Raw genomic sequence first — 21,998 nt, 5'->3', positions numbered from 1 at the left:
CCAATGCAAAAATCACTTTTAATACTCAGCTTCGTCATGTGCAGCATGCTCACAAATGCGCAAGAAATCGTTCTCCCACTCTGGGAAGGAACTCCCCCATTACAGAAAGATATGGGATTGGAGGAAAAAGCAATTGAAGAAGGAATCATCCGGATAGAAAATGTGCAGATTCCTCAGATCGAGGTTTTCCTTCCCAGTAAGCAAATGCGTACCGGCCAGGCAGTAGTAATTTTTCCGGGAGGAGGGTATCATATATTAGCTTATGATTGGGAAGGAAGAGACTTTGCCAAATGGCTGAATACACAGGGAATCGTGGGGATAGTGGTAAAATATAGACTTCCTGATTCAAAATCTCTGACAGATGCGAAGGAAGTGCCTCTCTTGGATGCGCAACGGGCAGTGCGTCTTGCCAGACATCATGCAGAAGAATGGATGATCGATCCCGGTAAGGTTGGTGTAATGGGCTTCTCTGCTGGTGGGCATTTAGCCTCAACAGTCAGTACTCAATATGCACATGAGGTAGCTAGGCAAAAAGATGCCATCGATGCACTTTCTGCCCGTCCTGACTTCTCCATTTTGGTATATCCGGTGATTTCATTCAGGGATGCAAGTGCACATTCAGGGTCAAGAAAAAACCTTATCGGTGACAACGCAGACCAAGAATTGATTGACCGCTTCTCCGGTGAATTGAATGTCACTGCCCAAACACCTCCCACATTTCTGGTTCATGCCCAGGATGATAGTGGGGTTCCGATCGAAAACAGTTTTCTTTATTACAAGGCCCTGCATGCACACCAGGTACCTGCTTCCCTTCATATCTATCCCAAAGGTGGCCATGGTTTCGGTTTCGGGCTGGGCAAAGGCCCTGTAGATGGGTGGAGAAATGTCCTGTTGGACTGGCTGGTGGATTTGAAGTAGGTCAGTGATCAGCAGGCAGTTTTCAGTGTCTCATTACTAATAGAACTTAAATGATCAAAATAATCGCTTTTGATGCCGACGACACCCTCTGGGTAAATGAACCCTTTTTTCGTGAGGCGGAGGAAGAATTTGGTGGGCTGATGGAAGATTTTATGCCAAGGCACAGCAGTATAAAAGAGCTCTATCGCACGGAAATAGAAAATCTTGGTTTGTATGGTTACGGCATCAAAGGGTTTATGCTATCGATGATCCAGACCGCCCTCCGGATTTCAGGACATAAAATACCGGGGAAGCTGATCGATAGAATACTGGAGATCGGCTATGATATGATGCAAAAGCCGGTGGAAATCCTACCCGGTGTAGAGAAAGTTCTGGCAGAACTGCACGATGATTACCGCTTGGTAATGGCCACCAAAGGAGATCTGGTGGATCAGGAGCGAAAACTCAAAAAATCAGGATTAGATCATTATTTCCATCACATAGAGATCATGAGTGAAAAGAAAGTAGCCGATTTTGGGAAGCTTGTGCGGCATCTCGATGTGTCACCAGAAGAGTTTCTGATGTTGGGCAACAGCCTGAAATCAGACATTCTTCCGGTGTTGGAACTTGGCGGGTATGCCATCCATATCCCTTTCCATATCACTTGGGAGCATGAGACAATAGCGCATGAAGTTGCCCATGAGAATTTCTATCAGGCAGAGCATATCGCCCAGGTGGTGGAGATGATTAAGAGGATGTAGGGTGGCATTTAATGAAGCTGTTACAGTTGAAATTTCAGAAAATCAGGTACTAAAATGGAGCGTGCTCAGTTTGAATGAATTGCCGGAAAGAAAAAGAAGGGCAGCACGTCCAAAGAATTTGTTTGATATCCCGCAACTCAAATCTCTCAATAAATAGTTTGGAAAAAATCATGGTTATCAAAAGCCACAATGGCGGATATCAATTTTGTGGGGGTGCAATCCCCAAATCGAAAACCGGGATCCGAAAGGGAGGATAGTCTGATGATTGGAAGAACAAGGAATAAACATCCGGCACCTAAATGGGAGATTTCATACGCCATTTAGGTGAACACATTTACCAACTTTTCTAGATTGGAATCCGTGGTCTCAATCCAAAAATCAACATCAGCTGAGTGCCTTTGCTAACCATGGAAATTGACAGCTCAGCCGCCTACCATTAACCGTCTTACCCCATTTTTATTAGCTAAAAAAATAAACTGATCTATACTTTCTTTCAATTCAAAGTCCATTTCGAATTTTCTCAAGAACAAAATTATTCTGATTTGGCTCGCTAGCGGCTTTGGCAGGAAATTTTTGTATTCTTCTGGAAAGCTTTAAAAAATGACATAAATCGCTCAGGTGGACTGAGTCTTAAAAACTCCTCCAGTCTAAGTTGATTGCTTTCCTCCTTAGTCATAAACCGTATTCCCATAGTCCAATTTAACAAGGATTTTACTCTTTCAAGGCAGAATTATCAGACTTCAGTTCTTCCTTTTTCTGTCTTTCTCTTTCCAGCACTCCGAATCGGGCATCCAGCATCAACATTTTCCTAAATCCTCGCCTGGAATGTGTACAGCTGGTAATATCTTCCTTGTAGCGCAATGAGTTCATCATGTTTACCACGCTCCACAATAGTACCTTTTTCCACCACCAGGATTTGATCTGCCTGACGGATTGTACTCAATCGGTGAGCAATTACGAAGGTGGTTCTACCTTTCATCAATTCCTTCAAACTCGCCTGGATCAATGTTTCAGATTCAGTATCCAAATTGGAAGTGGCTTCATCAAGAATCAGGATCTTGGGATCAGCCAGAATGGCTCTCGCAATCGCTATACGCTGTCTCTGTCCACCGGAAAGCTTCACTCCTCTTTCACCGATCAAGGTATCCAGTCCATCCTCAAATCTATCCGTAAATTCCTGTACATGCGCAGCAACTACCGCTTTTTGCAAATCTTCCACGCTTGCATTTGGTCTGGGGAATAGGATATTCTCCCTGATCGTGCCTTCAAACAGAAAATCATCCTGCAAAACCACTCCTAGTCTAGCCCTAAATGATTCCAATGTTACGGTTTGCAGGTCATTGCCATCCAAAGAAATCCTTCCTGAATCTGGATTCAAAAAAGTAGCAGCGAGTCCTGCAATAGTTGTCTTACCTGAACCGGAAGTTCCTACCAACGCCGTTACAGAACCTGCCGGAGCATGGAAACTCACCTCCTTGATCACTTCTTTGCCCTGCTCGTAAGCGAAGGACACATTGTCAAAGCTGATATCTCCGTTGACATCCTTTAATGCCAATGTTCTAGTCCGGTCATCAGCTTCCAACGGCGTATTCATGATTTCCTCTGTACGGTCCAAGCCCGCAAAAGCTTCTGTGAGCTGACTGCCTATATTGGACATCTGTACGATCGGGGCAATCATAAAGCCTAAATAGAGTGTGAAAGCAAGGAAGTCCCCAAAAGTCATTTCGCCCTGCATAATCATATAGCCACCGATTCCCATGATTCCTGCTGATGCCAAGCCCAACAGCAGAGCCCCCATAGAAGTCACGAAACTCGTGGCAGTAAGGCTGGCTTTCACATTTTTGAACAGTTCGTCCACTCCTTGGGCAAAGGTATTGATCTCCTGCTGCTCTGCATTGAAGCCTTTGATCACTCTGATTCCACCTAAGGTCTCTGTCAACCTTCCCGTGACCTGAGCATTGATTTTGCCACGCTCACGGAAAATTGGCCTGATCTTACCAAAGGCTTTCAGAGAGACCAACCCAAAGACCACCACCGGCAAAAGCACGTAGAGTGTCATCATCGGGCTGATACTGATCAATAGGAAAAGGGAAATCACCGCAGTCAATATCCCGCCGATCATTTGGGCAAATCCGGTTCCAACCAGATTCCTCACGCCTTCCACGTCGGTCATGATTCTGGACACCAACTCACCGGTTTTGGCATTGTCAAAGAAGCGGATGGGAAGTTTGATAATATGCGCCTGCACCTGGGATCTAAGTTTGGAAATAAGGTTTTGGGCTTCCACGCTGAGTATTTGCGTCAGCGCATACGAGGTGACCGACTGTACCACGATCGCCAAAACCACCCCTCCGATCAACCACTTAAGCATGGTCAAATCATTGGAAGGAATTACATCGTCTATCAAGATCTTACTCGCCCCCGGAAGTACCAGACTTGCCAGACGGGAAATAATGATCAAAAATAGTCCTAAAAATAAATGCTTTCTTCGGGGCCAAATAATCGTCTTAAAGACCTGCCCCATGGTCACTTTGCGTTCCGCTGTTCTTGCCATGAAATAGTGTGTTTGGATTGGAAAACCCTAATCTACCTCACTCAGTTCCAAAAAGGATGAACTAATAGGATGTCGTGGTCTTCATCACATCAGAAAAGTAATAAGTAAATAGGGCTGGCTGAAAAAGTTTTAGGCGGAAGAAAAAAAACTGTACTTTGTAGAACGTCCAAGAAAGGAAAAAACACTATCTGTAGTATGTAGTGAGGAAGAAATCCAGCAAATCTCCTGACTTCAGCACAGTTTTTTTGAGCCTACATAATATACTGATAATCATATCAATACAAAATTCGAGTCGCCGGTTTGGGTGACGCAAAGCGATTAAGGGTATTGCAACTTTACTTTCCTTTATATACCACAAAATGGGCATAAGTACTTTTATAGAAGGCTTTCTTCTTTCGCTCCGGTTAGGATTTCTGATAACATTGTATTTTAGCTCATTCATGTATACCTCTTTAAACTTAAATACAACCAATCATTTGGTTGTTGATTTGGTTGAAAGTCCTCTCTTTTATCTATCGTTGGGGCATCAAGTCCAAAAGTCTTAGTGTTTTGACACATTTAACGCCAGTAAAAAAGTAACTTTATAGATGGTAACATTTGACTCATTACGAAAATTAGCCTTATCGTTTCCTGAAATAAAGAGCCGCATTTTGAAAAAACATCTTTCAGAGTAAAGAGAAAAATATTTGCTACTTACGATAACAAAACCAATAGAACCTGTATTAAACTTTCAGAAATAGACCAAGATGTTTTTTCTTCTTCAGACAGAGTAATAATTTATCCGGTTGACAACAAATGAGGTAAGCAAGGGTGGGCAATTATTGAAATGAATTAAGTGAATGAGGAATTGTTTACAGACGCATTGACGACTGCATTTTGCGAAGTACCGCCAAAAAACCTCACAGAACAAGTCAGACCGAATGACAAAAGCTAAAAAAAAACAACGAATTGCTACCTATATGAATACAATAATATTTATTTGCGGACTTTATAACATTGCGTTTGCACTTTTTCATTTTGGGTTTTGGAAAATATTTCAGTGGAATAAGGATTTGAAAAAATTAAGCTTTGCAAACAAAGGCATTATCCAGATTTTAAACATTCAAATCTGCTATTATTTCATTTTCACAGCTGTTATTTGTTTTGTTTTTCCAACGGAGCTTTTGACAACTAAATTAGGGAATTGGTTTTTAATCGGTTCTTCAATATTCTGGTTGATCCGGACAATTCAGCAATTTATTTTTTTGAGAGTAAATAACTACAAAATACACCTTTTAACTTTCTTTTTTTTGATAGGAATGGTTTTGTTTTTACTACCAATATTTTTCAACTAACTGAAACTTTTTCTATATGAAAGTGGGACAACTGAAATTTGACACGTAATGAACCAAGTAAAATACTACGGCTATTCTAGCTCCGCTAATCGTAAGCTCGCGGTCTGCCCCGTCTTTGAGGGAGTTACCTACATCCCTTCGCACAGCTCCCACACCGGGAAAAATGTCAATTATCCCTTAAGTAAAGTGCATTTCTTGGTTGGTAAAGAAATTGAATTAACCACACTCCGCTTGGTATTTCAACGTTCGGACAGAATGTCTCCACCTTACTTAACTCCTATTCAAAGGAGTGATTTGCCCCTATTCTGCGCGTGTATTTAGGGCCTGCTGACACACTGGGAATCAGTGGTGCCAAGGAGGCTACCTTCACTGCGGCTGAACAGATGAAATCGAGCATGTTGTAGGCAACACACAGAGGAATGATTATAATGCATGCGAGATTCCATATGGCCCTTAAAAGACAAAATATAATCATATGAAATCGAGCATGACGAGTACGTCACACACTGGGATGATTATAATGCATGCGAGATTCCATGTGGCTCTTAAAAGACAAATTATAATCATTTGAAAATCCAAAACCGGAATGGTGTCAACTTAAGCCAATAATTTTTTTTGCCAATATTGCCCTCCCCTATAAATTCCCCGAAAATCAAAAAGAGCCTTCCGATAATGGGAAGGCTCTTTGTATACTGTTAGCTTTTGCCTATTTGGTCTTCGGTAGCACGTTGGATATCAAGGACACTTTTTCGATTGGCTCAGAGGCATTTGAGTAGATTCTTACTACAGAATTCTGCTTACCCATTTTTCCCGCTGAATTGAAAGACACTTTGATCTCGGAAGATTTTCCCGGAGCGATTGGTTCTTTTGGCCAGCTTGGCACTGTACATCCACAAGTTGCAGCTACATTAGATATGATCAAGGGAGCTGATCCGGTGTTGGTCAACTCAAATGTGTGCGCTACTTTTTCCCCTTGGGTGATATCACCAAAATCAATCGATTTTTCTTTAAAAGTGATTTCTGCACCACTTTGACTCTGTTCTTGGGCGTTGGCATTAAATGCAAATACCAGGGCAAAGACGGTCAATAGTACTCCTAATTTTTTCATGGCTATAATTATTTGGTTTTCAAATATTCAATATTTTGCATCAACTTCAAAATAACGGATTTTAAAGATTTTAGATTTCTTCTATCAGGATAATGATGAAAATACCTTGCCAAAAGCTATTTGTTTCAAGTACTTTCACTATCTGGATCCTATTCTCCCTTGGGCTTAACAAAGAAAGTTGGAGCAAAATTCACCAGATACAATTCCTCTGTAGCCCTAGTCATGGCAGTATATAGCCATCTGGTAAAATCTTTGTTCACCTGATCCTCCGGGAGATATCCCTGATCCACGAAAACTGCTTTCCATTGTCCACCCTGAGCCTTGTGACAAGTCAGGGCATAGGCAAACTTAATTTGTAAGGCATTCAGAAATGGATCCTTCCTTATCAGTTCTTTGCGCTCCACCTTGCTGGCCACATCTGCATAATCTTCCGAAACCTGCTGGTACAGGCTTCTATATTGCTCTCTTGTCAGAGAAGGACTGGGGGAATAAAGTGTGTCCAAAATTACTTTCGCCTCGAAGTGGGGTTCATCTGGATAATCAAGTAAACGAAGCTCAAGCGTGGCAAACCTCAATCCGTAGAATTCCTCAAAAGAACGGATTTTCATCACCTCTGCCATATCACCATTAGCCAGGAAATTCACCTTGTCCGACTCAGCCATGTAGGTATAGTTGTTCTTCACTATCATCAGTAAATCCCCTGAACTGATTTCATCTTCGAAAAAATGGATTGTTCTCCTGATGTATAGATTGTATTGAACTGCCGCTTTATTAGATCGGGTGATGATGGTGGTATTTTCTGCATCAAATTTATCATAAGCATACCTTAACCCGTCCTCCAGCCGTTCTCCGGTCATTTTGAACATATCGTTGAACTGACCGGTGCTAATCTTGATATCCTGTTTTTCACACTGCAACTGATGCCTAAGATTGGTGGCATTATATAGAATCCCGGATTCCAATCGCTGCCGCATTACCTCAGTCAACTCTATGTAATCTGCATCCAAGCGGAAATATCTCAACAAGTAATCGGATTCGAGTGCCGGACTAAACTCACTTCCCACAGGGGGAAGCTGCGCGGTATCCCCTACTAAGATCAGGCGATTGTTCTGCCCATGAAAAACGAAGCTGATCAAATCTCCCAGCAAGTTTCCCGACATGCCTCCATCATCTGCCAGCATGGATGATTCATCAATTATGAATACAGTATCCTTGTAATAGTTTTTTTGTAGTATAAACCCTCCACCGAGACTCCCGTCTTCACTGGAGGGTTTATAGATGATCTTGTGGATCGTATAAGCTACACGACCACTATAGTTACTCATTACTTTGGCAGCGCGGCCAGTAGGAGCCAATAATAGTGAGCGAAGTGATAATTTGGGCAAAGCCTTCACCAAAGCTGATATGACAGAAGTCTTACCCGTACCCGCATAGCCCCGAAGAACAAACGTTGGCTTTTTCTCCGGCTCCATCAGCAGAAAATAATCCATTTTGGAAAAAAATGATGCCTGACCAGAAGTCGGCTCAAATGGAAAATATTTGCTTATCAATACAGAAGGTCTCGGGATTGACTCCTTATCTTTACTCATAGAAGCGAATGTAAATGCCAAAAGACAAAATCAGCAAGGAAATAGAAGCAAAGTTCGGAAATCGTCTCAGATCACGTGTAAATGGAATTCTGATACATGATGAAAAAATCCTGATGATCAAACATTTAATGGGTAACGGAAAGATTATGTGGTCCGTTCCTGGCGGAGGAATGTATTTTGGACAAAGTGCTATCGTAAATCTAAAGCGGGAGTTTTTTGAGGAAACTGGCTTAGATATAGAAGTAAAAGACTATCTTTTCGTTCACGAATACCTTGCCGCACCACTTCATGCGATGGAACATTTCTTTCGTGTGGAACAAATTGGAGGAGAATTGACACTAGGTATGGATCCCGAGCTTTATCCAGATTCCCAAATTATTGAAGAGATCAAATGGATGGGCATAACCGAAATCCAATCATTGCCTATTGAAGCCCTTCATCAAATCTTTTGGGGAATTAAATCCCTCGAGGACTTAGTATTGTTGCGAGGATATTTTAATTTTGGAAATAATTCTCTAAAATAGCACGATTTATAACCTTCAACCTTACCCAGATTCTTAAAATTTTAGCAAATGAATTTATCAAAAGTACTATCCTTGGTCTTCTTCGTAGTGGCAATTGGTCTCGGCTACCTTCTTTGGAAAGGTGTGGAAGACGTAGTTGAAGACGAAAAAAGAATCGCTCTTATCGAAGCTGCAATTATCGAAAAATTGCAAATGCTTAGAGACGCAGAACTGGCTTTTCAGGCTTCTAACGGAAGATACGCTGAGAATTGGAATGAATTGAAATCATTTATCCAAAATGGCCAAATCTGGCTTGTTCAAAGAACTGAGACCACAATTGTCGAAGATTACGGTGCAGAAACAACTACTGTAGAAATCGATACACTTGGTTCTGTTCCAGTAATCGATTCGTTGTTTAACGAAAGAAAATATCCTGACTTCGATCTTGATAAACTTGCAATAGTTCCAGGTTCTAACGGCAAGCAGTTTGAATTCTTCGCAGACAAAGTGGAGAGAAACTCTTACGAAATCTCCGTATTTGAGATCAGAGATCCTGCTCCGATTAATCCAGAAAGAAGATTGAACAACAATGAAAAAGCCTTGAAAGTAGGTTCAAGAACAGATGCCTCTACTGAAGGTAACTGGAAATAAAACCTCCTATTTTGGAAAACAACCTTAAAGTATTCAAGAGTGATAGGTTTGATGTGGAAGACGCAGCGAGCCTATCACTTTTTTTGTATCCCGATTCCCTGTTCATTTTTGCCAAGGATAAGAACCAGACAAATATCTGTATTCACGAATACATTAATTTCAACTGGAATTCTTTAGAGCAATTGGTGATCTCAGATCATTTATTGAAAACCGATATACCGGCTACAATCTATCTACACCAAACTGATTTCATTCTTGTTCCGGGTGTTTTATTTCAGCCTGGCCGGGAATCCTCCTATCTGGCTTTTGTAGGAGATCAGAAAGAAAACACAAGCTATTTCTATACTCCTCTGGATAGCAACAATCTCCAAGTGGTATCCTCTATCCCAGTTAAGCTGAAAAAATCCCTGGAAGCACGATTTTCAGAATTGACTTTCCATCATGGATCAGTTTCTTTCCTTTCCTATTTATTCAAAGAAAGATTTAACCTGATCGGGCAGGAAATTTTGATAAACCTTTTTGGAAATCAAATCTATACTGCTGCTTTTTCAAACCAAGAACTTGCAGCTTTCAACATTTTTACCGTTGACTCCAAAGAGGACATACTGAAATATGCCATGATCCTCATTGAGCAGCTGAAATTTGATAAGAACTACGTGCGAATCAGCTTGTATGGCGCAACGGATGAAAGCGGGACTACAGAAGACTGGGGAAAGGAATACTTTTACAATTTCCGTCTGCTGACCGCACATGCAAATCAGAATTATACCCACGGGTTCAAGCATTTGAAATCAGTCAACCTATTCGAGACCAAATGGCAATATAATTAGGCTATTACACCAAAATTGCCAAATATTGCTTTGTTCGTTTACTAATTAGTTTGGGGACAAAGGCCTCATGTCGCCTTTGAAAAATAAAGGGAATATGAAATCGAGTATGGCTCCAAAGTCACACACCTGGATGATTATAATGCATGCGAGATTCCATGTGACCTATAAAAATCAAAACATAATCATATGAAAAAAATTGCCATTTTTCCTGGCTCATTCGATCCGTACACACTTGGGCATCACGATATTGTGATGAGAAGTCTAGATTTATTTGATGAGGTGATTATTGGTATCGGATATAACTCTACCAAGAAATCAAGGTATTTTGAAATTGATGATATGGTGGCAAAGGTAGAAAGTGTCTATCAAAATACACCCAACGTAAAAGTCATTGTATACAATGAACTGACATCAACACTTGCCAAAAAACATAATGCCCAGTTTCTGGTCAGAGGATTGAGGAATACTACTGATTTTGAATACGAGAATACGATCAGTCAAATGAACCGCTATCTAAATGAGGAATTAGAAACCGTGTTTCTTATCACTTCCCCAAGGTATGCGGCGATAAGTTCTACCATTATTCGTGAAGTACATCGCTTTGGCGGTGATGTGACAGAATTCCTTCCTTACAATGTCTGAGGTTTAAGATGTGCTTTGATGTATTGTTTGAAGAGATAGCGCATTGAAGGATAAGAATTGATAAGAGCGATTTTCGCATCCCCCTCATAGAACCACCTGATGTCTTCTATCCCCTCCTCAGTCTGTGGAGTCATCCCAGAATCGTTCACACAGTCCATCTCAAACCAATAGGTCTTCTTAAGGATACTTTTTCTGTTCTGGGTGTAGGTGTGCCAGGTATTGCAGATGTGCTTGCCTGCTTTCACTTTCACAGCGCATTCCTCCTCTACTTCTCGTACAGCGCATTGCTTGGGAGTCTCTCCTTTTTCAAATTTCCCTTTTGGGAAATCCCATTTCCCAAGTCTGTAGATCAATAATATTTTATCCTTCTTAGCAACCACCCCGCCTGCGGCTTTGATGGTAGAGAAGCGGCTTTTTACAAATTTCTTCAACGCCGACTTATCCTTGCTCACCAAAGTAATGGAATCCAGATCTTTCAGCTTTCTGGTACGAAGAATATATAACAACCTGATAATTAGATCATGTGAAGGCTCATGAAAAAGAATATCGTCTTTCCATGGCAAATGCGCAGGCAGTTCTTCTAGCTGATGATAGACAGCCTCATAAGACTTCGACGGATTCAGTTCCTCGTAGCTTAGCAGGTCAAAAGGTTTGTCGTTCACGAAGATTCTCATGGGTGAATCAAAAGTTTGCGTAGTTGGAATTAGTCAAAAGTGCATATTTTTTTCACTTGCTACAACCTTCGCCAGTGTTAATCTCTTATTTTTGAAGCATGGAAATTTTAGACGCGAATGTAGCTGCTGAAGTAGCTGATAAATTACTGGAAATTCAAGCCATAAGATTGCAACCTGAAAAGCCATTCACCTGGGCTTCCGGCTGGAAATCGCCTATTTATTGTGACAACAGACTTTCTCTCTCTTTTCCCAAGGTCCGTACGATGATCAAAGAACAGTTGGTCAGGAGTATTCAGCATTATTTTCCCAATGTGGAAGCAATCGCCGGAGTAGCTACTGCCGGCATCCCGCAGGGAGCTTTGCTTGCCAATGACCTTGACCTCCCATTTATCTATGTTCGTTCCAAAGCGAAAGGCCATGGAATGGAAAACATGATCGAAGGAAAAGTCGTGCCAGGTCAAAAGGTCGTTGTCGTGGAAGACCTTGTATCTACCGGCGGAAGTTCGCTCAAAGCTACCCAGGATTTACTGGACGCAGGATTTGAAGTACTGGGAATGGTTGCCATTTTCAGCTATGGATTTGATACGGCTGCGCAAAACTTCGAAAAAGCAGGAGTGAAACTAATTTGCTTGAGCCACTACGAAGCCATGCTTCCCATGGCAGTACAAAGAAAATACATTACAGACGACACACTAGCATCTCTTACCGAATGGAGAAATGATCCTGCCAGCTGGAAACAGTAAGCGCTACCTGAAATAACGGAAAGCAGCAATTTTCCCGCTGCCTTCTGTTATTGTTTAAAACTATCTCATGTTGAAAACCAACTTGCATAAGTAGGATAATTTTTTGCAGTTCTTGAGATCACCTCTTCCATAGCCGCTCCGGTATCCTTTATTTTTTTGGCAGGCATCCCGGCATAAATCGAATTTGCTTCTACAATTGTATTTGCCAAGACTACCGCCCCCGCAGCTACTACCGCTCCGGAATTGACCACTGCTCCATCCATCACTATTGCTCCCATCCCTATAAGAACCCTATCGTGAATCGTACAGCCATGCACAATAGCATTATGGGCAATTGAGACTTGATTGCCTATATATGTTCCGGCCTTTTGGTAAGTACAATGGATCACAGCACCATCTTGAATATTGGTATCATTCCCGATACGGATCTCATTTACGTCACCACGAATTACGGCATTAAACCACACCGTGCAGTTATTCCCCATGATCACATCACCCACTACTGTGGAATTTGGTGCCAACCAACAACGATCTCCAACTACGGGACTTTTACCGTTTACTTCTAATAGCAGTGCCATTTTACAAAACCAATTGTGTTTCAATTATTATTATATCAGAAACAAAGTTTCACTTTTTCTTTTGAGTAACGAACTTTTTGGCAAACTTTGAGTTTCCATGTCTATACATCTAAATTGAAACCAAACTCACAACAATGAAAACTATCAAACAATCAGGCCTAATCCTTGCGGCCGCTCTAATGACTTTTGCCTGTGGCAAATCCACTGAAACAGTAGAAGCAACCGACGCACAGGAAGTAGCACAGGCAGAAGGCACTACGCTAACTGTTGACACAGGGGCCAGCACTATCGCCTGGACCGGTTACAAGCCTGCAGGACAGCACAACGGTGTGATCCCGGCTGTAGAAGGTACACTCATCACTGAAGGTGAAACTATCGCAGGCGGTAAAATCACTTTTGACATCACTAAGCTGGAGATCAAAGACCTGGAAGCGGGTTCTGAGGATTATGGAAAGCTTCATGGCCATCTACAGTCACCAGATTTCTTTGATGCAGCAACTCACCCTACCGCTACTTTTGAGATCACCTCTGTAGAACCATTCTCTGCAGGTGATGTTGTAACCGACAAAGAGGAGTTTGAAACTGAATTCACCCCCTCCTCCGACTCTGAACTGGCACCCGAAGCCCCTACCAATTGGATCAGCGGCAACCTTACTATGAGAGGAACTACTAAAAACATCAAGTTTCCGGCAACGGTAACTGTCTCCAACGGTACTGCATCTGTTAAAGCAGGGTTCAATATCGACCGTACCGACTGGGGTCTTTCTTATGGTGATGAAGCTACTGCTGCCGACAAGACAAAAGACAAATTCATTTACAATAGCGTATCGATTGTTTTGGATACAAAAGCCAATTAATCACAACAAACTCATTTGAAAGAGGAATTCTAACAGGATTCCTCTTTTTTTGTGCTACCAATGAAAAGCACCCCCTTCATCTATCCCCTTCCAGACCCCTTATGGATCGAAAAGCTTTGCCGATGGGCAGACGCACATTTTGATTTTTTTGCCTTTACCAACGGAAATGGACATGAATACCCAGAAGAACCTTTTGCCACCAGGTTTTTTGCAGGGAATAATCAATTAACCGAAAGTGAACTATGGAGTGAATCTACAGACTTTAAAAAGGTCGGAGTAATTGGATATGATTTTAAAAACCGATTAGAAAAGCTCAAAAGCGATAATTTTGCTTTTCTGGATCTACCGGAAATCTGCTTTTTCAAGCCATCCATTTGCTTAGAATTTGATGGGGAATACCTCCTCTCTAACATAGAACTGAAGGATGTTTTTTGGGAAGAAATTGAAAGGACTAAGCTTCCGTTTCCCTCAGATACTGCTTGTATTGTTAACCCCCAACTATCTAAAGCGGATTATCTGGCAAAAGTCCTGGCCATTCAAAACCACATCATCGAGGGAAACACCTACGAGAGCAATTTTTGCCAGGCTTACTCAGGCGCATTTTACAATTGGGATCCAATTGCAGCTTATTTCAAACTGAACAAGATTTCCCCAATGCCCTTTTCTGCCCTTTTCAAGGCAAAATCCCAATGGATAGTCTCTGCCTCTCCTGAACGATATTTGAAAAGAACCAGTGGTAAAATCATAGCACAACCCATCAAAGGAACCATCAAACGCGGGAAATCAGTTTCCGAGGACACCGCCAATAAAGAGATCCTTGCTTCCAGTGAAAAGGAGCAGGCAGAAAACCTGATGATCACAGACCTGATGCGGAATGATCTTTCGAAAGTATCGAAAACAGGTTCAGTAGAAGTCAAGGAACTATTTGGTATTTATCCATTGCCGAGAGTATTTCAGATGATCAGCACAGTTACTTCCCAGCTTAAAGAAGGGGTAAGTTTCTCCGATATCCTCCAGGCTTCTTTCCCGATGGGGAGCATGACCGGAGCTCCAAAAATCCGTACAATGGAAATCATTGATGAACTGGAAAGCTTCAAAAGAGGTTGGTTTTCGGGGGCTTTTGGTGTAATTGAGGAAAATGGAGATTTCGACTTTTCTGTAGTCATCCGTAGCATTATTGCCGATCTAGAAGTGAAAAATCTCTACTTTGGAGTGGGCAGCGCAATCACATACGATGCAGATGCTTACCAGGAATATGATGAATGCAGCCTTAAAGCCCAGGCAATCCTAGAAGTGCTCAGTGGAAAATGAACAAGAAATAACAACTCCCCCAATCCGGAAAATCATCCATGTGGATATGGATGCTTTTTATGCTTCTGTGGAGCAGTTGGATCATCCAGAGTGGCGGGGAAAGCCACTTGTCGTGGGCGGAAATGCAGCCAGGGGAGTAATCGCTGCGGCAAGTTATGAAGCAAGAAAATTCGGTGTCTATTCTGCTATGCCCTCCGTTCTTGCAGCCAGGAAATGTCCCCAGCTTATTTTCGCACCGGCGAGATTTGATAGATACAGGGAGATTTCCAGTCAAATCCGGGAGATTTTTTATGAATACACTGACTTGGTCGAGCCCCTGTCCCTTGACGAAGCTTTTATGGATGTGACTGAAAACAAAAAAGGACTGAAATCCGCCATCCTCATCGCAAAACAGATCCGGCAGAAGATCAAAGAAAGTACAGGCCTGAATGCTTCGGCAGGAGTTTCTTACAATAAGTTTCTGGCAAAGATTGCCTCTGATCTCAATAAACCCAATGGACAGGCGGTGATCCTTCCTGAGGAAGCAGAGGAGTTTTTAGAAAAGCTCCCCATCAAAAAGTTCTTTGGAATAGGAAAGGTAACTGCCGAAAAAATGGGTAGCCTGGGGATTCACAACGGAAAAGACCTGAAGCAGTTTTCCCTACAATACCTCACCCGGAAATTTGGCAAATCAGGCATCCATTATTTTAATATCGTCCGTGGCATCCATTCATCCGAAGTACAGCCGCATAGAATCCGAAAGTCGTTGAGTGCTGAGAACACCTTTGCCAGTGACCTTATGGCAAATGAAGATTTGCTCGCAGCCTTAAAGCACATCTGTGATGAACTAGTCAGGCGAATTAAGAAATCTGGAATAAAAGGCAGAACTGTCACGCTGAAAATCAAATTCTCGGATTTCACCCAACAAACACGCAGCAAAACCCAAGAGCAATATCCCCATGAAGAACATATTTGGGAAATCGCACAGGAGCTTTTGGCCCAGGAACCCTTTGAGAAATCTATCCGCCTGCTAGGTCTGGGTATATCCAATCTCAACATTGTGGAAGAACATCAGCATTTTGGCGAGCAGCTGAAGATACCTTTTGAAGAATAGAAAGCACTTGATTCCCTCCAAATGGGCCTAATGTTAGGATGGACTAAAACATCTACCCGATTTGGGAAATACCCAGTCACCAAGCATTAAGAGTTTTAACAAATAAAAGAATCACACATCCTGCCATTTTGTCCGCATTTTCGTAATTTCGCCATCCGAAAGAATGGAAAAACCCAAGTACATGAATAATTTGATTGCAGACATAGATATCATCTCGGGGGAAGAAGCACAAGCCTGCGACTTCAAAACCACAGTGGATGAAAACACCGGCAAAACCCGAAAACTTTACATAGAAAGCTATGGCTGTGCCATGAATTTCGCTGATTCTGAGATTGTGGCATCTATAATGAAAGAAGGTGGATTTGACACAACTTCTGATTTTTATCAAGCCGATGTTATTTTCCTCAACACCTGCTCTATTCGTGAAAAAGCCGAACAGACCGTAAGAAAACGACTCACTGATTTCAACAGAGCCAAAAGAAACAAACCTGAAATGACCATTGGAGTTTTGGGCTGTATGGCTGAGCGATTGAAAGAGAGGCTTCTGGAGGAAGAGAAGATCGTGGATATCGTAGTTGGCCCGGATGCCTACCGTGATCTTCCAAATCTCCTTTCAGTAGCAGAAGACGGACAAAAGGCAGTGAACACTTTTCTTTCCCGTGAAGAAACCTACGCAGACATTTCTCCGGTCCGGCTGAATTCCAATGGTATAACGGCCTTTATATCCATCATGCGTGGTTGTGACAATATGTGCTCCTTCTGCGTGGTGCCTTTTACCAGAGGCCGGGAAAGAAGCCGTGATCCTTATTCCATCGTCGCAGAGGCAAGAGATCTTTTTTCCCAAGGATATAAGGAAGTTACTTTGCTCGGTCAAAATGTCGACAGCTACAAATGGTCTCCTGAAGAGAATAATAAAGCCCGGCTAAACAAAAAAGAAGATGAAGTCACTGCCGTGGTCAACTTTGCCAATTTATTGGAAATGGTGGCTTTAGTAGATCCTGCACTTAGAATCCGGTTTTCTACCTCCCATCCAAAGGACATTACAGACGAGGTCCTGTACACGATGAAAAAGTACGACAACATCTGTAAATACATCCATTTGCCTGCTCAAAGTGGCAACTCCCGTGTGTTGGAAATGATGAATAGGACCTATGATCGTGCATGGTACCTGGAGCGTGTTTCCAAAATCAGGGAGGTATTAGGTGAAGAATGCGGAATTTCCTCCGATATGATCACAGGATTCTGCAGCGAAACAGAGGAAGAACACCTAGATACACTTTCGTTGATGGACCTCGTACAGTTCGATTTTTCGTATATGTTCTTCTATTCAGAGAGGCCGGGGACTTTGGCCGCAAAGAAATATGCAGACGATATTCCGTTGGAAGTGAAGAAGCGAAGGCTGTCCGAGGTGATCGCAAAGCAGAGTGCACTTTCTCATGAACGTAATAAATTAGACCTGGGAAAGGAGCAACTAATTCTAGTGGAAGGCGTTTCAAAGAAATCAGCAGAGGATTTCAAAGGAAGAAACTCGGCAAATAAAGTGGTGATTGTTCCTAAAGGCAACTATACGTTGGGGGATTATTTAAAAGTAAAAATCATCGATTGTACTCCAGCAACGCTATTTGGCGAGGTGATAGAAATAAACCCGAAACATTAATGATTACAAATCCGGAAATACAAAGCGTCAAGCAACGCTTCGGAATCATAGGCAATAGCCCACTTTTGAACCATGCGATTCAGGTAGCTATGCAAGCTGCCCCTACCGATATGACTGTGCTGATCACAGGGGAAAGTGGAAGCGGTAAGGAGAGCTTCTCGAAAATCATTCATTCACTTAGCCTTCGCAAGCATGGGAAATTCATAGCAATCAACTGTGGCGCTATTCCTGAAGGAACGATTGATTCCGAGCTTTTTGGCCATGAAAAAGGCTCTTTCACCGGTGCCCATGAGGCCAGAAAAGGCTATTTCGAAGTGACTGATGGAGGATCTATTTTCCTTGATGAAATCGGTGAAATGCCATTAGGTACTCAGGCGAGGCTTTTACGCGTACTGGAAAACGGGGAATTCATTAAAGTGGGTTCCTCAAAAGTCCTCAAAACAAATGTCAGGGTAATCACAGCAACCAACGTCAACCTGCTCAAGGCTGTAGAAAAAGGCAAGTTTAGAGAAGACCTTTATTATAGACTCAATACCGTCCCGATTTTTGTCCCTCCACTCAGAGAGCGCGGAGAAGATGTGGTATTACTTTTCCGGAAATTCACTTCGGATTTTTCGGAAAAATACCACGTTCGCCCAATTTCATTGGACATTGAAGCTCAGGCAGCTTTAGTGCGCTATTCCTTTCCGGGCAACATCCGCCAGTTGAAGAATATTGCCGAGCAGATCTCTCTCTTGGAAAGTGAACGTGAGGTAGATGCCGCTACATTGGCAAAATACCTGCCTACAGATAATTCCCGTCTGCCGATGACACTTCCAAGTTTATCCAAAAACAGTGACACTACAGATTTCTCCGAGCGGGACTTGTTGTACAAGGTGCTGTTTGACATGAAAAAAGACATGAATGAGTTGAAAAAACTTGTACTGGAATCTTACCAAAATGGCGGGCTAAACCAAAACATCATCCAAAAACATCAGGGACTTTTTGAGGATATGGACAGTGGATTTGGCACTAAAGAAAGTACGGAATCCAGTTCCAGCTACGTTCCTTTAGTGATTGATTCAAATAAGTCAAACGCTTCCACCGAAGAGGATTATGAAGATGATGCCATAGAGGATATTATACACGAGGAAGATGACAACTCCCTTTCACTTGAAAAGAAAGAGAAAGAAATGATTTTAAGGGCTTTGCGCAAGCATAATAATAAGAGAAAATACGCAGCAAGTGATCTGGGAATATCTGAACGCACGCTTTACAGAAAGATAAAACAATATGAAATTGACCAATAAGTCCATATTCTTTACGCTGTTTTTAGTCTTTTCCCTTTTCCAAAGCTGCTCAGTCAAATACAGCTTCACCGGCACCAATATCAATTACGATGAGGTCAGTACATTCACTGTAGAAAATTTCTTCAATGATTCCGGCGGAGGGCCTGCCAATATAGAGCAGAGATTTACCGAAGCACTGAAAGAATATTACCAGAGAAACACACAACTGGAACTGGTGCGCACAAACGGGAACCTACAATTCATGGGGGCAATCACACGTTATACCCTCACCCCCCAGGCAGCGGTATCCAGCGGTGATCCCAATCGCCCTGACCGTGCGGGTACTATGCGTCTTACCATTGTGGTAGAGGTGGAATATATCAATACGGCCAATGAAGAGGAAAATCTGAAAAGACCTTTTTCCTTTTTCAAGGATTACGATCCCCGAACTTCAACATTTCTGGATGTGGAAAGCGAACTGGTGGATGAAATTTTCACAAGTATTATCCAGGATATTTTCACAGCGACGGTTGCAAACTGGTAATTTTCCTATATTCAAGCAAAAGAAATTGACGTGAACGCAGCACAATTTTTAGAATTAGTCCAAAAAGCAGATTCCCTAGACCGCAGCGAGATCCTGCAGTTGCAAAAGGTGCAGGAGAATTTCCCGTACTTTCAAATCCCGCATGTTCTCACAGCACGTTATGAATTCCTCAAAGATGGGATAGAAAAAACCCCATCCCTGGGATATGCTGCCATCACGAGTCCAGATAGGATCTGGCTTAAGACTCTTATAGAATATTCAGAAGAGAACGTTACCCTCCCAAAAGCAACTTCTCTTAAACCTGAAATCAAGGTTGAAGAAAAAGCTGAGCCTGTAGAGGAAGTGAATAAGGCGGAAGTCAAACCTGACTCTTCCAAACCAAAACTTCGGAGACGAAAACCTCCAAAGGATGATCTCATTGAGACCATTAAAAGGAAGGAAAAAAGAGTAATTGTTGACCAGAAAAAGAAAGAACAGATTGATTTGATCAAAGCGTTTAGTAAGAAGTCAATCAAAATGGCGACCATCAAGGAGATCGAAGCAAACCAGAATACAGAAAACCTTGCCGCTGCCAGCACTAAGATTAATGATAACCTGATGTCAGAAACTTATGCCAAGATCCTTGCTAACCAAGGTAAGAAGCAATTAGCCAAAGAAATTTATGAGAAATTGGTATTGAAGTTTCCGGATAAAAGGGCTTACTTTGCGGACTTGATTGAAAAACTGAAAGATTAACACCCATATTATATGTTTATTTTATTGATAACAATTATTCTGATTTTAGCTGTATTGCTAATCTTAGTAATCCTAGGTCAGAATTCTAAAGGAGGAGTAGGTGCAGCATTCGGCGGTAGTGCCTCACAAATCATGGGAGTGACCCGTACCGGAAATGTGCTTGAAAAAGCCACTTGGGTATTGGCAATTTCCATTCTTGTACTTTCTCTGGCATCTTCTGCATTCTATACCGGATCACAGTCGAATCAGTTTTCATCTCCGAACATTGAGAATGCCAAGCAGCAAGTAGTTGCACCAACTTTTGGACAGGATGAAAGCCTGCTTCCGGAAGCCACTGAAGAAACTCCTGCTGAGACTGATACTACTTCAGAAAACTAAGTAGAATATTCCCTATACATACTTAAGTCTGCTCGGCAAAAGAGCAGACTTTTTTGTTAATAGCCTAGGTTGTAACTGTCTTTAACAAAAGCCGCTTGCTGATTGGGACAAGAGTCTCCTCAAGTGGGAATTCCTGCCGGCTGTGGATTCTCCAGGTAGCAGGATTTGGCAGCTCTTTGATCTCCCGGATCAAATCCATTTTTATTTTTTCTACGGTATTGATTAAGCTACGTTGAAATATCCCAATTAGCCACATGCTGATGCTCCGGAATTTTTCTCCTGCGAGATGAAGTTGACTAGATCTATAGCGATAGACGTGCACCTCTTTCTTTTTCTCCCTGGACAATAATATATACCCTTCCTGATTATAAATAGGGACTATTCCTACCGGCTCAAATTCCAGTTGGTCTTCGACAAAATCGTATATAGTCCTTCCCTCCTCTATCTGGCGAACCAACTTTGGCAAGGCAAATTCAGCTATCATGGAAAGTTCTTTCATTACGCTATCCTCGCTTACGCTGGATTGGTAATTCAGCTTACCTTTTTGAAAGTCTATAGAATCCAACGTCTTGGGAAAAAGCTGACTAAGCTCAAAACTCCCTGACTTCAACTCGTTTAAGTTCCGATAATGATCAATCAATTCGCTGAGGTCCGGGTAAAGTTTCAGTTCATTGAAATGCTTGTTTGTCAGCTGCAAATAGGCAAGCAACTGATACTTTTTATATTCAAAATCAATGTGCCCCTCAGTGATCCAGTTCTTCGGTAGAGTTTTCATAGGAATCTGTTTGGTAATAAATTACGAATTTCTGACAATTATGAAGCGTTCTGAGCAAAAATGGCAGTCATCTCTGCCAAAAAAAACGGGAATGTCCACCCGAAAACAGCCGATTGACAGCCGATTTGTCAGCCTTTCCCATGATTCCTTCCTTGGCACAGGAAGTGCTACTAGCGTTGTACATTCTAATCTAACCTTAAACAATTTATACTATGTCAAAAGTGAACATCAAACCTCTTGCAGATAGAGTTTTGGTACAGCCTGCTGCAGCGGAAGAGAAAACAGCTTCTGGTCTATACATCCCAGACACCGCTAAAGAAAAACCACAAAAAGGTACTGTAGTAGCGGTGGGAAACGGTAAAAAAGATGAACCTCTTACCGTAAAAGTTGGTGATACGGTATTGTACGGGAAATATTCCGGTACTGAGCTAAATGTAGAAGGAAGTGACTACCTCATCATGAGAGAGTCAGACATTTTCGCAATCCTTTAATTAATCATCCCTAATCGTTAACCAA

General features: G+C 42.1%; 23 protein-coding genes. 17 read left to right on the top strand and 6 right to left on the bottom strand.

The features are described 5' to 3' along the window. The first annotated feature begins 3 nt into the window (after positions 1–3). Together AS141_RS01235 and AS141_RS01230 are read left to right on the top strand one after the other, a co-directional pair. Positions 4–918 carry an alpha/beta hydrolase gene (locus AS141_RS01235; protein ID WP_057935794.1) on the top strand — a complete coding sequence of 305 codons (915 nt, stop codon included), beginning with the start codon at positions 4–6 and terminating at the stop codon, positions 916–918. Positions 919–968: 50 nt separating this feature from the next. Further along, a complete protein-coding gene (locus tag AS141_RS01230; protein ID WP_057935793.1) occupies positions 969–1,658 on the top strand; it encodes an HAD family hydrolase in 690 nt (229 codons plus the stop codon). An 808-nt stretch (positions 1,659–2,466) separates the two neighbouring features. Here AS141_RS01230 and AS141_RS01225 read toward each other — a convergent pair. Continuing rightward, positions 2,467–4,212: an ABC transporter ATP-binding protein gene (locus tag AS141_RS01225; protein WP_057935792.1), complete on the bottom strand. Its 1,746-nt coding sequence runs from the start codon at positions 4,210–4,212 to the stop codon at positions 2,467–2,469. A 920-nt stretch (positions 4,213–5,132) separates the two neighbouring features. Here AS141_RS01225 and AS141_RS01220 point away from each other — a divergent pair. After that, a complete protein-coding gene (locus tag AS141_RS01220) occupies positions 5,133–5,546 on the top strand; it encodes a hypothetical protein (RefSeq protein ID WP_232424790.1) in 414 nt (137 codons plus the stop codon). A 706-nt stretch (positions 5,547–6,252) separates the two neighbouring features. Here AS141_RS01220 and AS141_RS01215 read toward each other — a convergent pair. Continuing rightward, positions 6,253–6,654, bottom strand: coding sequence for a DUF1573 domain-containing protein (locus tag AS141_RS01215; RefSeq protein WP_057935790.1), 402 nt, complete (start codon positions 6,652–6,654; stop codon positions 6,253–6,255). A 149-nt stretch (positions 6,655–6,803) separates the two neighbouring features. Further along, positions 6,804–8,243 (bottom strand): ATP-dependent DNA helicase, encoded by a 1,440-nt coding sequence (locus tag AS141_RS01210; protein ID WP_057935789.1) that lies wholly within the window; start codon positions 8,241–8,243, stop codon positions 6,804–6,806. 14 nt (positions 8,244–8,257) lie between these two features. Here AS141_RS01210 and AS141_RS01205 point away from each other — a divergent pair, with 14 nt between their 5' ends. The 4 genes from AS141_RS01205 (at position 8,258) to coaD (ending at position 10,869) form a co-directional block, all read left to right on the top strand. Continuing rightward, positions 8,258–8,767, top strand: coding sequence for an NUDIX domain-containing protein (locus tag AS141_RS01205; RefSeq protein WP_057935788.1), 510 nt, complete (start codon positions 8,258–8,260; stop codon positions 8,765–8,767). Positions 8,768–8,815: 48 nt separating this feature from the next. Further along, positions 8,816–9,397: a hypothetical protein gene (locus AS141_RS01200; RefSeq protein WP_057935787.1), complete on the top strand. Its 582-nt coding sequence runs from the start codon at positions 8,816–8,818 to the stop codon at positions 9,395–9,397. Between the two features lie 11 nt (positions 9,398–9,408). Further along, complete coding sequence (locus AS141_RS01195; protein WP_157243348.1) at positions 9,409–10,227, top strand: DUF3822 family protein; 819 nt, start codon at positions 9,409–9,411, stop codon at positions 10,225–10,227. A 186-nt stretch (positions 10,228–10,413) separates the two neighbouring features. Further along, complete coding sequence (gene coaD, locus AS141_RS01190) at positions 10,414–10,869, top strand: pantetheine-phosphate adenylyltransferase (RefSeq protein WP_057935785.1); 456 nt, start codon at positions 10,414–10,416, stop codon at positions 10,867–10,869. Here coaD and AS141_RS01185 read toward each other — a convergent pair. Continuing rightward, entirely contained in the window at positions 10,857–11,543 is a 687-nt protein-coding gene (locus AS141_RS01185) for an NUDIX hydrolase (protein ID WP_057935784.1), read from the bottom strand. The two genes, coaD and AS141_RS01185, sit on opposite strands and share 13 nt — an antisense overlap. Positions 11,544–11,641: 98 nt before the next feature. Between AS141_RS01185 and pyrE the strand changes: the two genes are divergently transcribed. Then, complete coding sequence (gene pyrE, locus AS141_RS01180) at positions 11,642–12,286, top strand: orotate phosphoribosyltransferase (RefSeq protein ID WP_057935783.1); 645 nt, start codon at positions 11,642–11,644, stop codon at positions 12,284–12,286. Between the two features lie 65 nt (positions 12,287–12,351). Here pyrE and AS141_RS01175 read toward each other — a convergent pair whose 3' ends face one another. Next, positions 12,352–12,864: a gamma carbonic anhydrase family protein gene (locus tag AS141_RS01175; RefSeq protein WP_057935782.1), complete on the bottom strand. Its 513-nt coding sequence runs from the start codon at positions 12,862–12,864 to the stop codon at positions 12,352–12,354. 134 nt (positions 12,865–12,998) lie between these two features. Between AS141_RS01175 and AS141_RS01170 the strand changes: the two genes are divergently transcribed. From AS141_RS01170 to secG, 8 genes are all read left to right on the top strand, one after another. Next, positions 12,999–13,721: a YceI family protein gene (locus tag AS141_RS01170; RefSeq protein ID WP_057935781.1), complete on the top strand. Its 723-nt coding sequence runs from the start codon at positions 12,999–13,001 to the stop codon at positions 13,719–13,721. A gap of 60 nt (positions 13,722–13,781) precedes the next feature. Beyond that, the gene (locus AS141_RS01165; protein WP_057935780.1) at positions 13,782–15,032 is read left to right on the top strand and encodes an anthranilate synthase component I family protein; all 1,251 of its coding nucleotides are present in this window, start codon (positions 13,782–13,784) and stop codon (positions 15,030–15,032) included. Beyond that, positions 15,022–16,125: a DNA polymerase IV gene (gene dinB / locus AS141_RS01160; RefSeq protein ID WP_082632122.1), complete on the top strand. Its 1,104-nt coding sequence runs from the start codon at positions 15,022–15,024 to the stop codon at positions 16,123–16,125. The genes AS141_RS01165 and dinB overlap by 11 nt, the downstream gene beginning before the upstream one ends. Positions 16,126–16,306: 181 nt before the next feature. Then, positions 16,307–17,782 (top strand): tRNA (N6-isopentenyl adenosine(37)-C2)-methylthiotransferase MiaB, encoded by a 1,476-nt coding sequence (gene miaB / locus AS141_RS01155; RefSeq protein ID WP_057936197.1) that lies wholly within the window; start codon positions 16,307–16,309, stop codon positions 17,780–17,782. Continuing rightward, a complete protein-coding gene (locus tag AS141_RS01150; RefSeq protein WP_057935779.1) occupies positions 17,782–19,071 on the top strand; it encodes a sigma-54 interaction domain-containing protein in 1,290 nt (429 codons plus the stop codon). The genes miaB and AS141_RS01150 overlap by 1 nt, the downstream gene beginning before the upstream one ends. After that, positions 19,055–19,594 (top strand): LPS assembly lipoprotein LptE, encoded by a 540-nt coding sequence (lptE, locus tag AS141_RS01145; protein WP_057935778.1) that lies wholly within the window; start codon positions 19,055–19,057, stop codon positions 19,592–19,594. The genes AS141_RS01150 and lptE overlap by 17 nt, the downstream gene beginning before the upstream one ends. Before the next feature lie 30 nt (positions 19,595–19,624). After that, positions 19,625–20,329, top strand: a complete 705-nt coding sequence (locus AS141_RS01140) for a hypothetical protein (RefSeq protein ID WP_057935777.1) — start codon at positions 19,625–19,627, stop codon at positions 20,327–20,329. A 12-nt stretch (positions 20,330–20,341) separates the two neighbouring features. Continuing rightward, positions 20,342–20,707 carry a preprotein translocase subunit SecG gene (gene secG / locus AS141_RS01135; protein ID WP_057935776.1) on the top strand — a complete coding sequence of 122 codons (366 nt, stop codon included), beginning with the start codon at positions 20,342–20,344 and terminating at the stop codon, positions 20,705–20,707. A gap of 64 nt (positions 20,708–20,771) precedes the next feature. Here the strand turns inward: secG and AS141_RS01130 are convergent, their stop codons facing one another. Continuing rightward, positions 20,772–21,482, bottom strand: coding sequence for a hypothetical protein (locus AS141_RS01130; RefSeq protein WP_057935775.1), 711 nt, complete (start codon positions 21,480–21,482; stop codon positions 20,772–20,774). Between the two features lie 212 nt (positions 21,483–21,694). On the opposite strand from AS141_RS01130, the gene AS141_RS01125 reads away from it, so the two are divergent. After that, positions 21,695–21,973 (top strand): co-chaperone GroES, encoded by a 279-nt coding sequence (locus tag AS141_RS01125; protein ID WP_057935774.1) that lies wholly within the window; start codon positions 21,695–21,697, stop codon positions 21,971–21,973. Positions 21,974–21,998: the final 25 nt, after the last annotated feature.

The organism is Algoriphagus resistens (assembly GCF_001442615.1).
Taxonomy (GTDB): Bacteria; Bacteroidota; Bacteroidia; order Cytophagales; family Cyclobacteriaceae; genus Algoriphagus; species Algoriphagus resistens.
The sequence above is the reverse complement of the archived record's forward strand: the minus strand, read 5'-3'. Positions and strand labels throughout refer to the sequence as shown.

Coding starts and splice junctions, on each gene's coding strand:
- AS141_RS01225 (WP_057935792.1), bottom strand. CDS start 4,212: ATGGCAAGAACAGCGGAACGCAAAGTGACCATGGGGCAGGTCTTTAAG.
- AS141_RS01205 (WP_057935788.1), top strand. CDS start 8,258: ATGCCAAAAGACAAAATCAGCAAGGAAATAGAAGCAAAGTTCGGAAAT.
- AS141_RS01185 (WP_057935784.1), bottom strand. CDS start 11,543: ATGAGAATCTTCGTGAACGACAAACCTTTTGACCTGCTAAGCTACGAG.
- coaD (WP_057935785.1), top strand. CDS start 10,414: ATGAAAAAAATTGCCATTTTTCCTGGCTCATTCGATCCGTACACACTT.
- AS141_RS01220 (WP_232424790.1), top strand. CDS start 5,133: ATGACAAAAGCTAAAAAAAAACAACGAATTGCTACCTATATGAATACA.
- AS141_RS01175 (WP_057935782.1), bottom strand. CDS start 12,864: ATGGCACTGCTATTAGAAGTAAACGGTAAAAGTCCCGTAGTTGGAGAT.
- miaB (WP_057936197.1), top strand. CDS start 16,307: ATGAATAATTTGATTGCAGACATAGATATCATCTCGGGGGAAGAAGCA.
- AS141_RS01170 (WP_057935781.1), top strand. CDS start 12,999: ATGAAAACTATCAAACAATCAGGCCTAATCCTTGCGGCCGCTCTAATG.
- AS141_RS01130 (WP_057935775.1), bottom strand. CDS start 21,482: ATGAAAACTCTACCGAAGAACTGGATCACTGAGGGGCACATTGATTTT.
- pyrE (WP_057935783.1), top strand. CDS start 11,642: ATGGAAATTTTAGACGCGAATGTAGCTGCTGAAGTAGCTGATAAATTA.
- AS141_RS01235 (WP_057935794.1), top strand. CDS start 4: ATGCAAAAATCACTTTTAATACTCAGCTTCGTCATGTGCAGCATGCTC.
- AS141_RS01150 (WP_057935779.1), top strand. CDS start 17,782: ATGATTACAAATCCGGAAATACAAAGCGTCAAGCAACGCTTCGGAATC.
- secG (WP_057935776.1), top strand. CDS start 20,342: ATGTTTATTTTATTGATAACAATTATTCTGATTTTAGCTGTATTGCTA.
- AS141_RS01165 (WP_057935780.1), top strand. CDS start 13,782: ATGAAAAGCACCCCCTTCATCTATCCCCTTCCAGACCCCTTATGGATC.
- lptE (WP_057935778.1), top strand. CDS start 19,055: ATGAAATTGACCAATAAGTCCATATTCTTTACGCTGTTTTTAGTCTTT.
- AS141_RS01125 (WP_057935774.1), top strand. CDS start 21,695: ATGTCAAAAGTGAACATCAAACCTCTTGCAGATAGAGTTTTGGTACAG.
- AS141_RS01230 (WP_057935793.1), top strand. CDS start 969: ATGATCAAAATAATCGCTTTTGATGCCGACGACACCCTCTGGGTAAAT.
- AS141_RS01200 (WP_057935787.1), top strand. CDS start 8,816: ATGAATTTATCAAAAGTACTATCCTTGGTCTTCTTCGTAGTGGCAATT.
- AS141_RS01215 (WP_057935790.1), bottom strand. CDS start 6,654: ATGAAAAAATTAGGAGTACTATTGACCGTCTTTGCCCTGGTATTTGCA.
- AS141_RS01210 (WP_057935789.1), bottom strand. CDS start 8,243: ATGAGTAAAGATAAGGAGTCAATCCCGAGACCTTCTGTATTGATAAGC.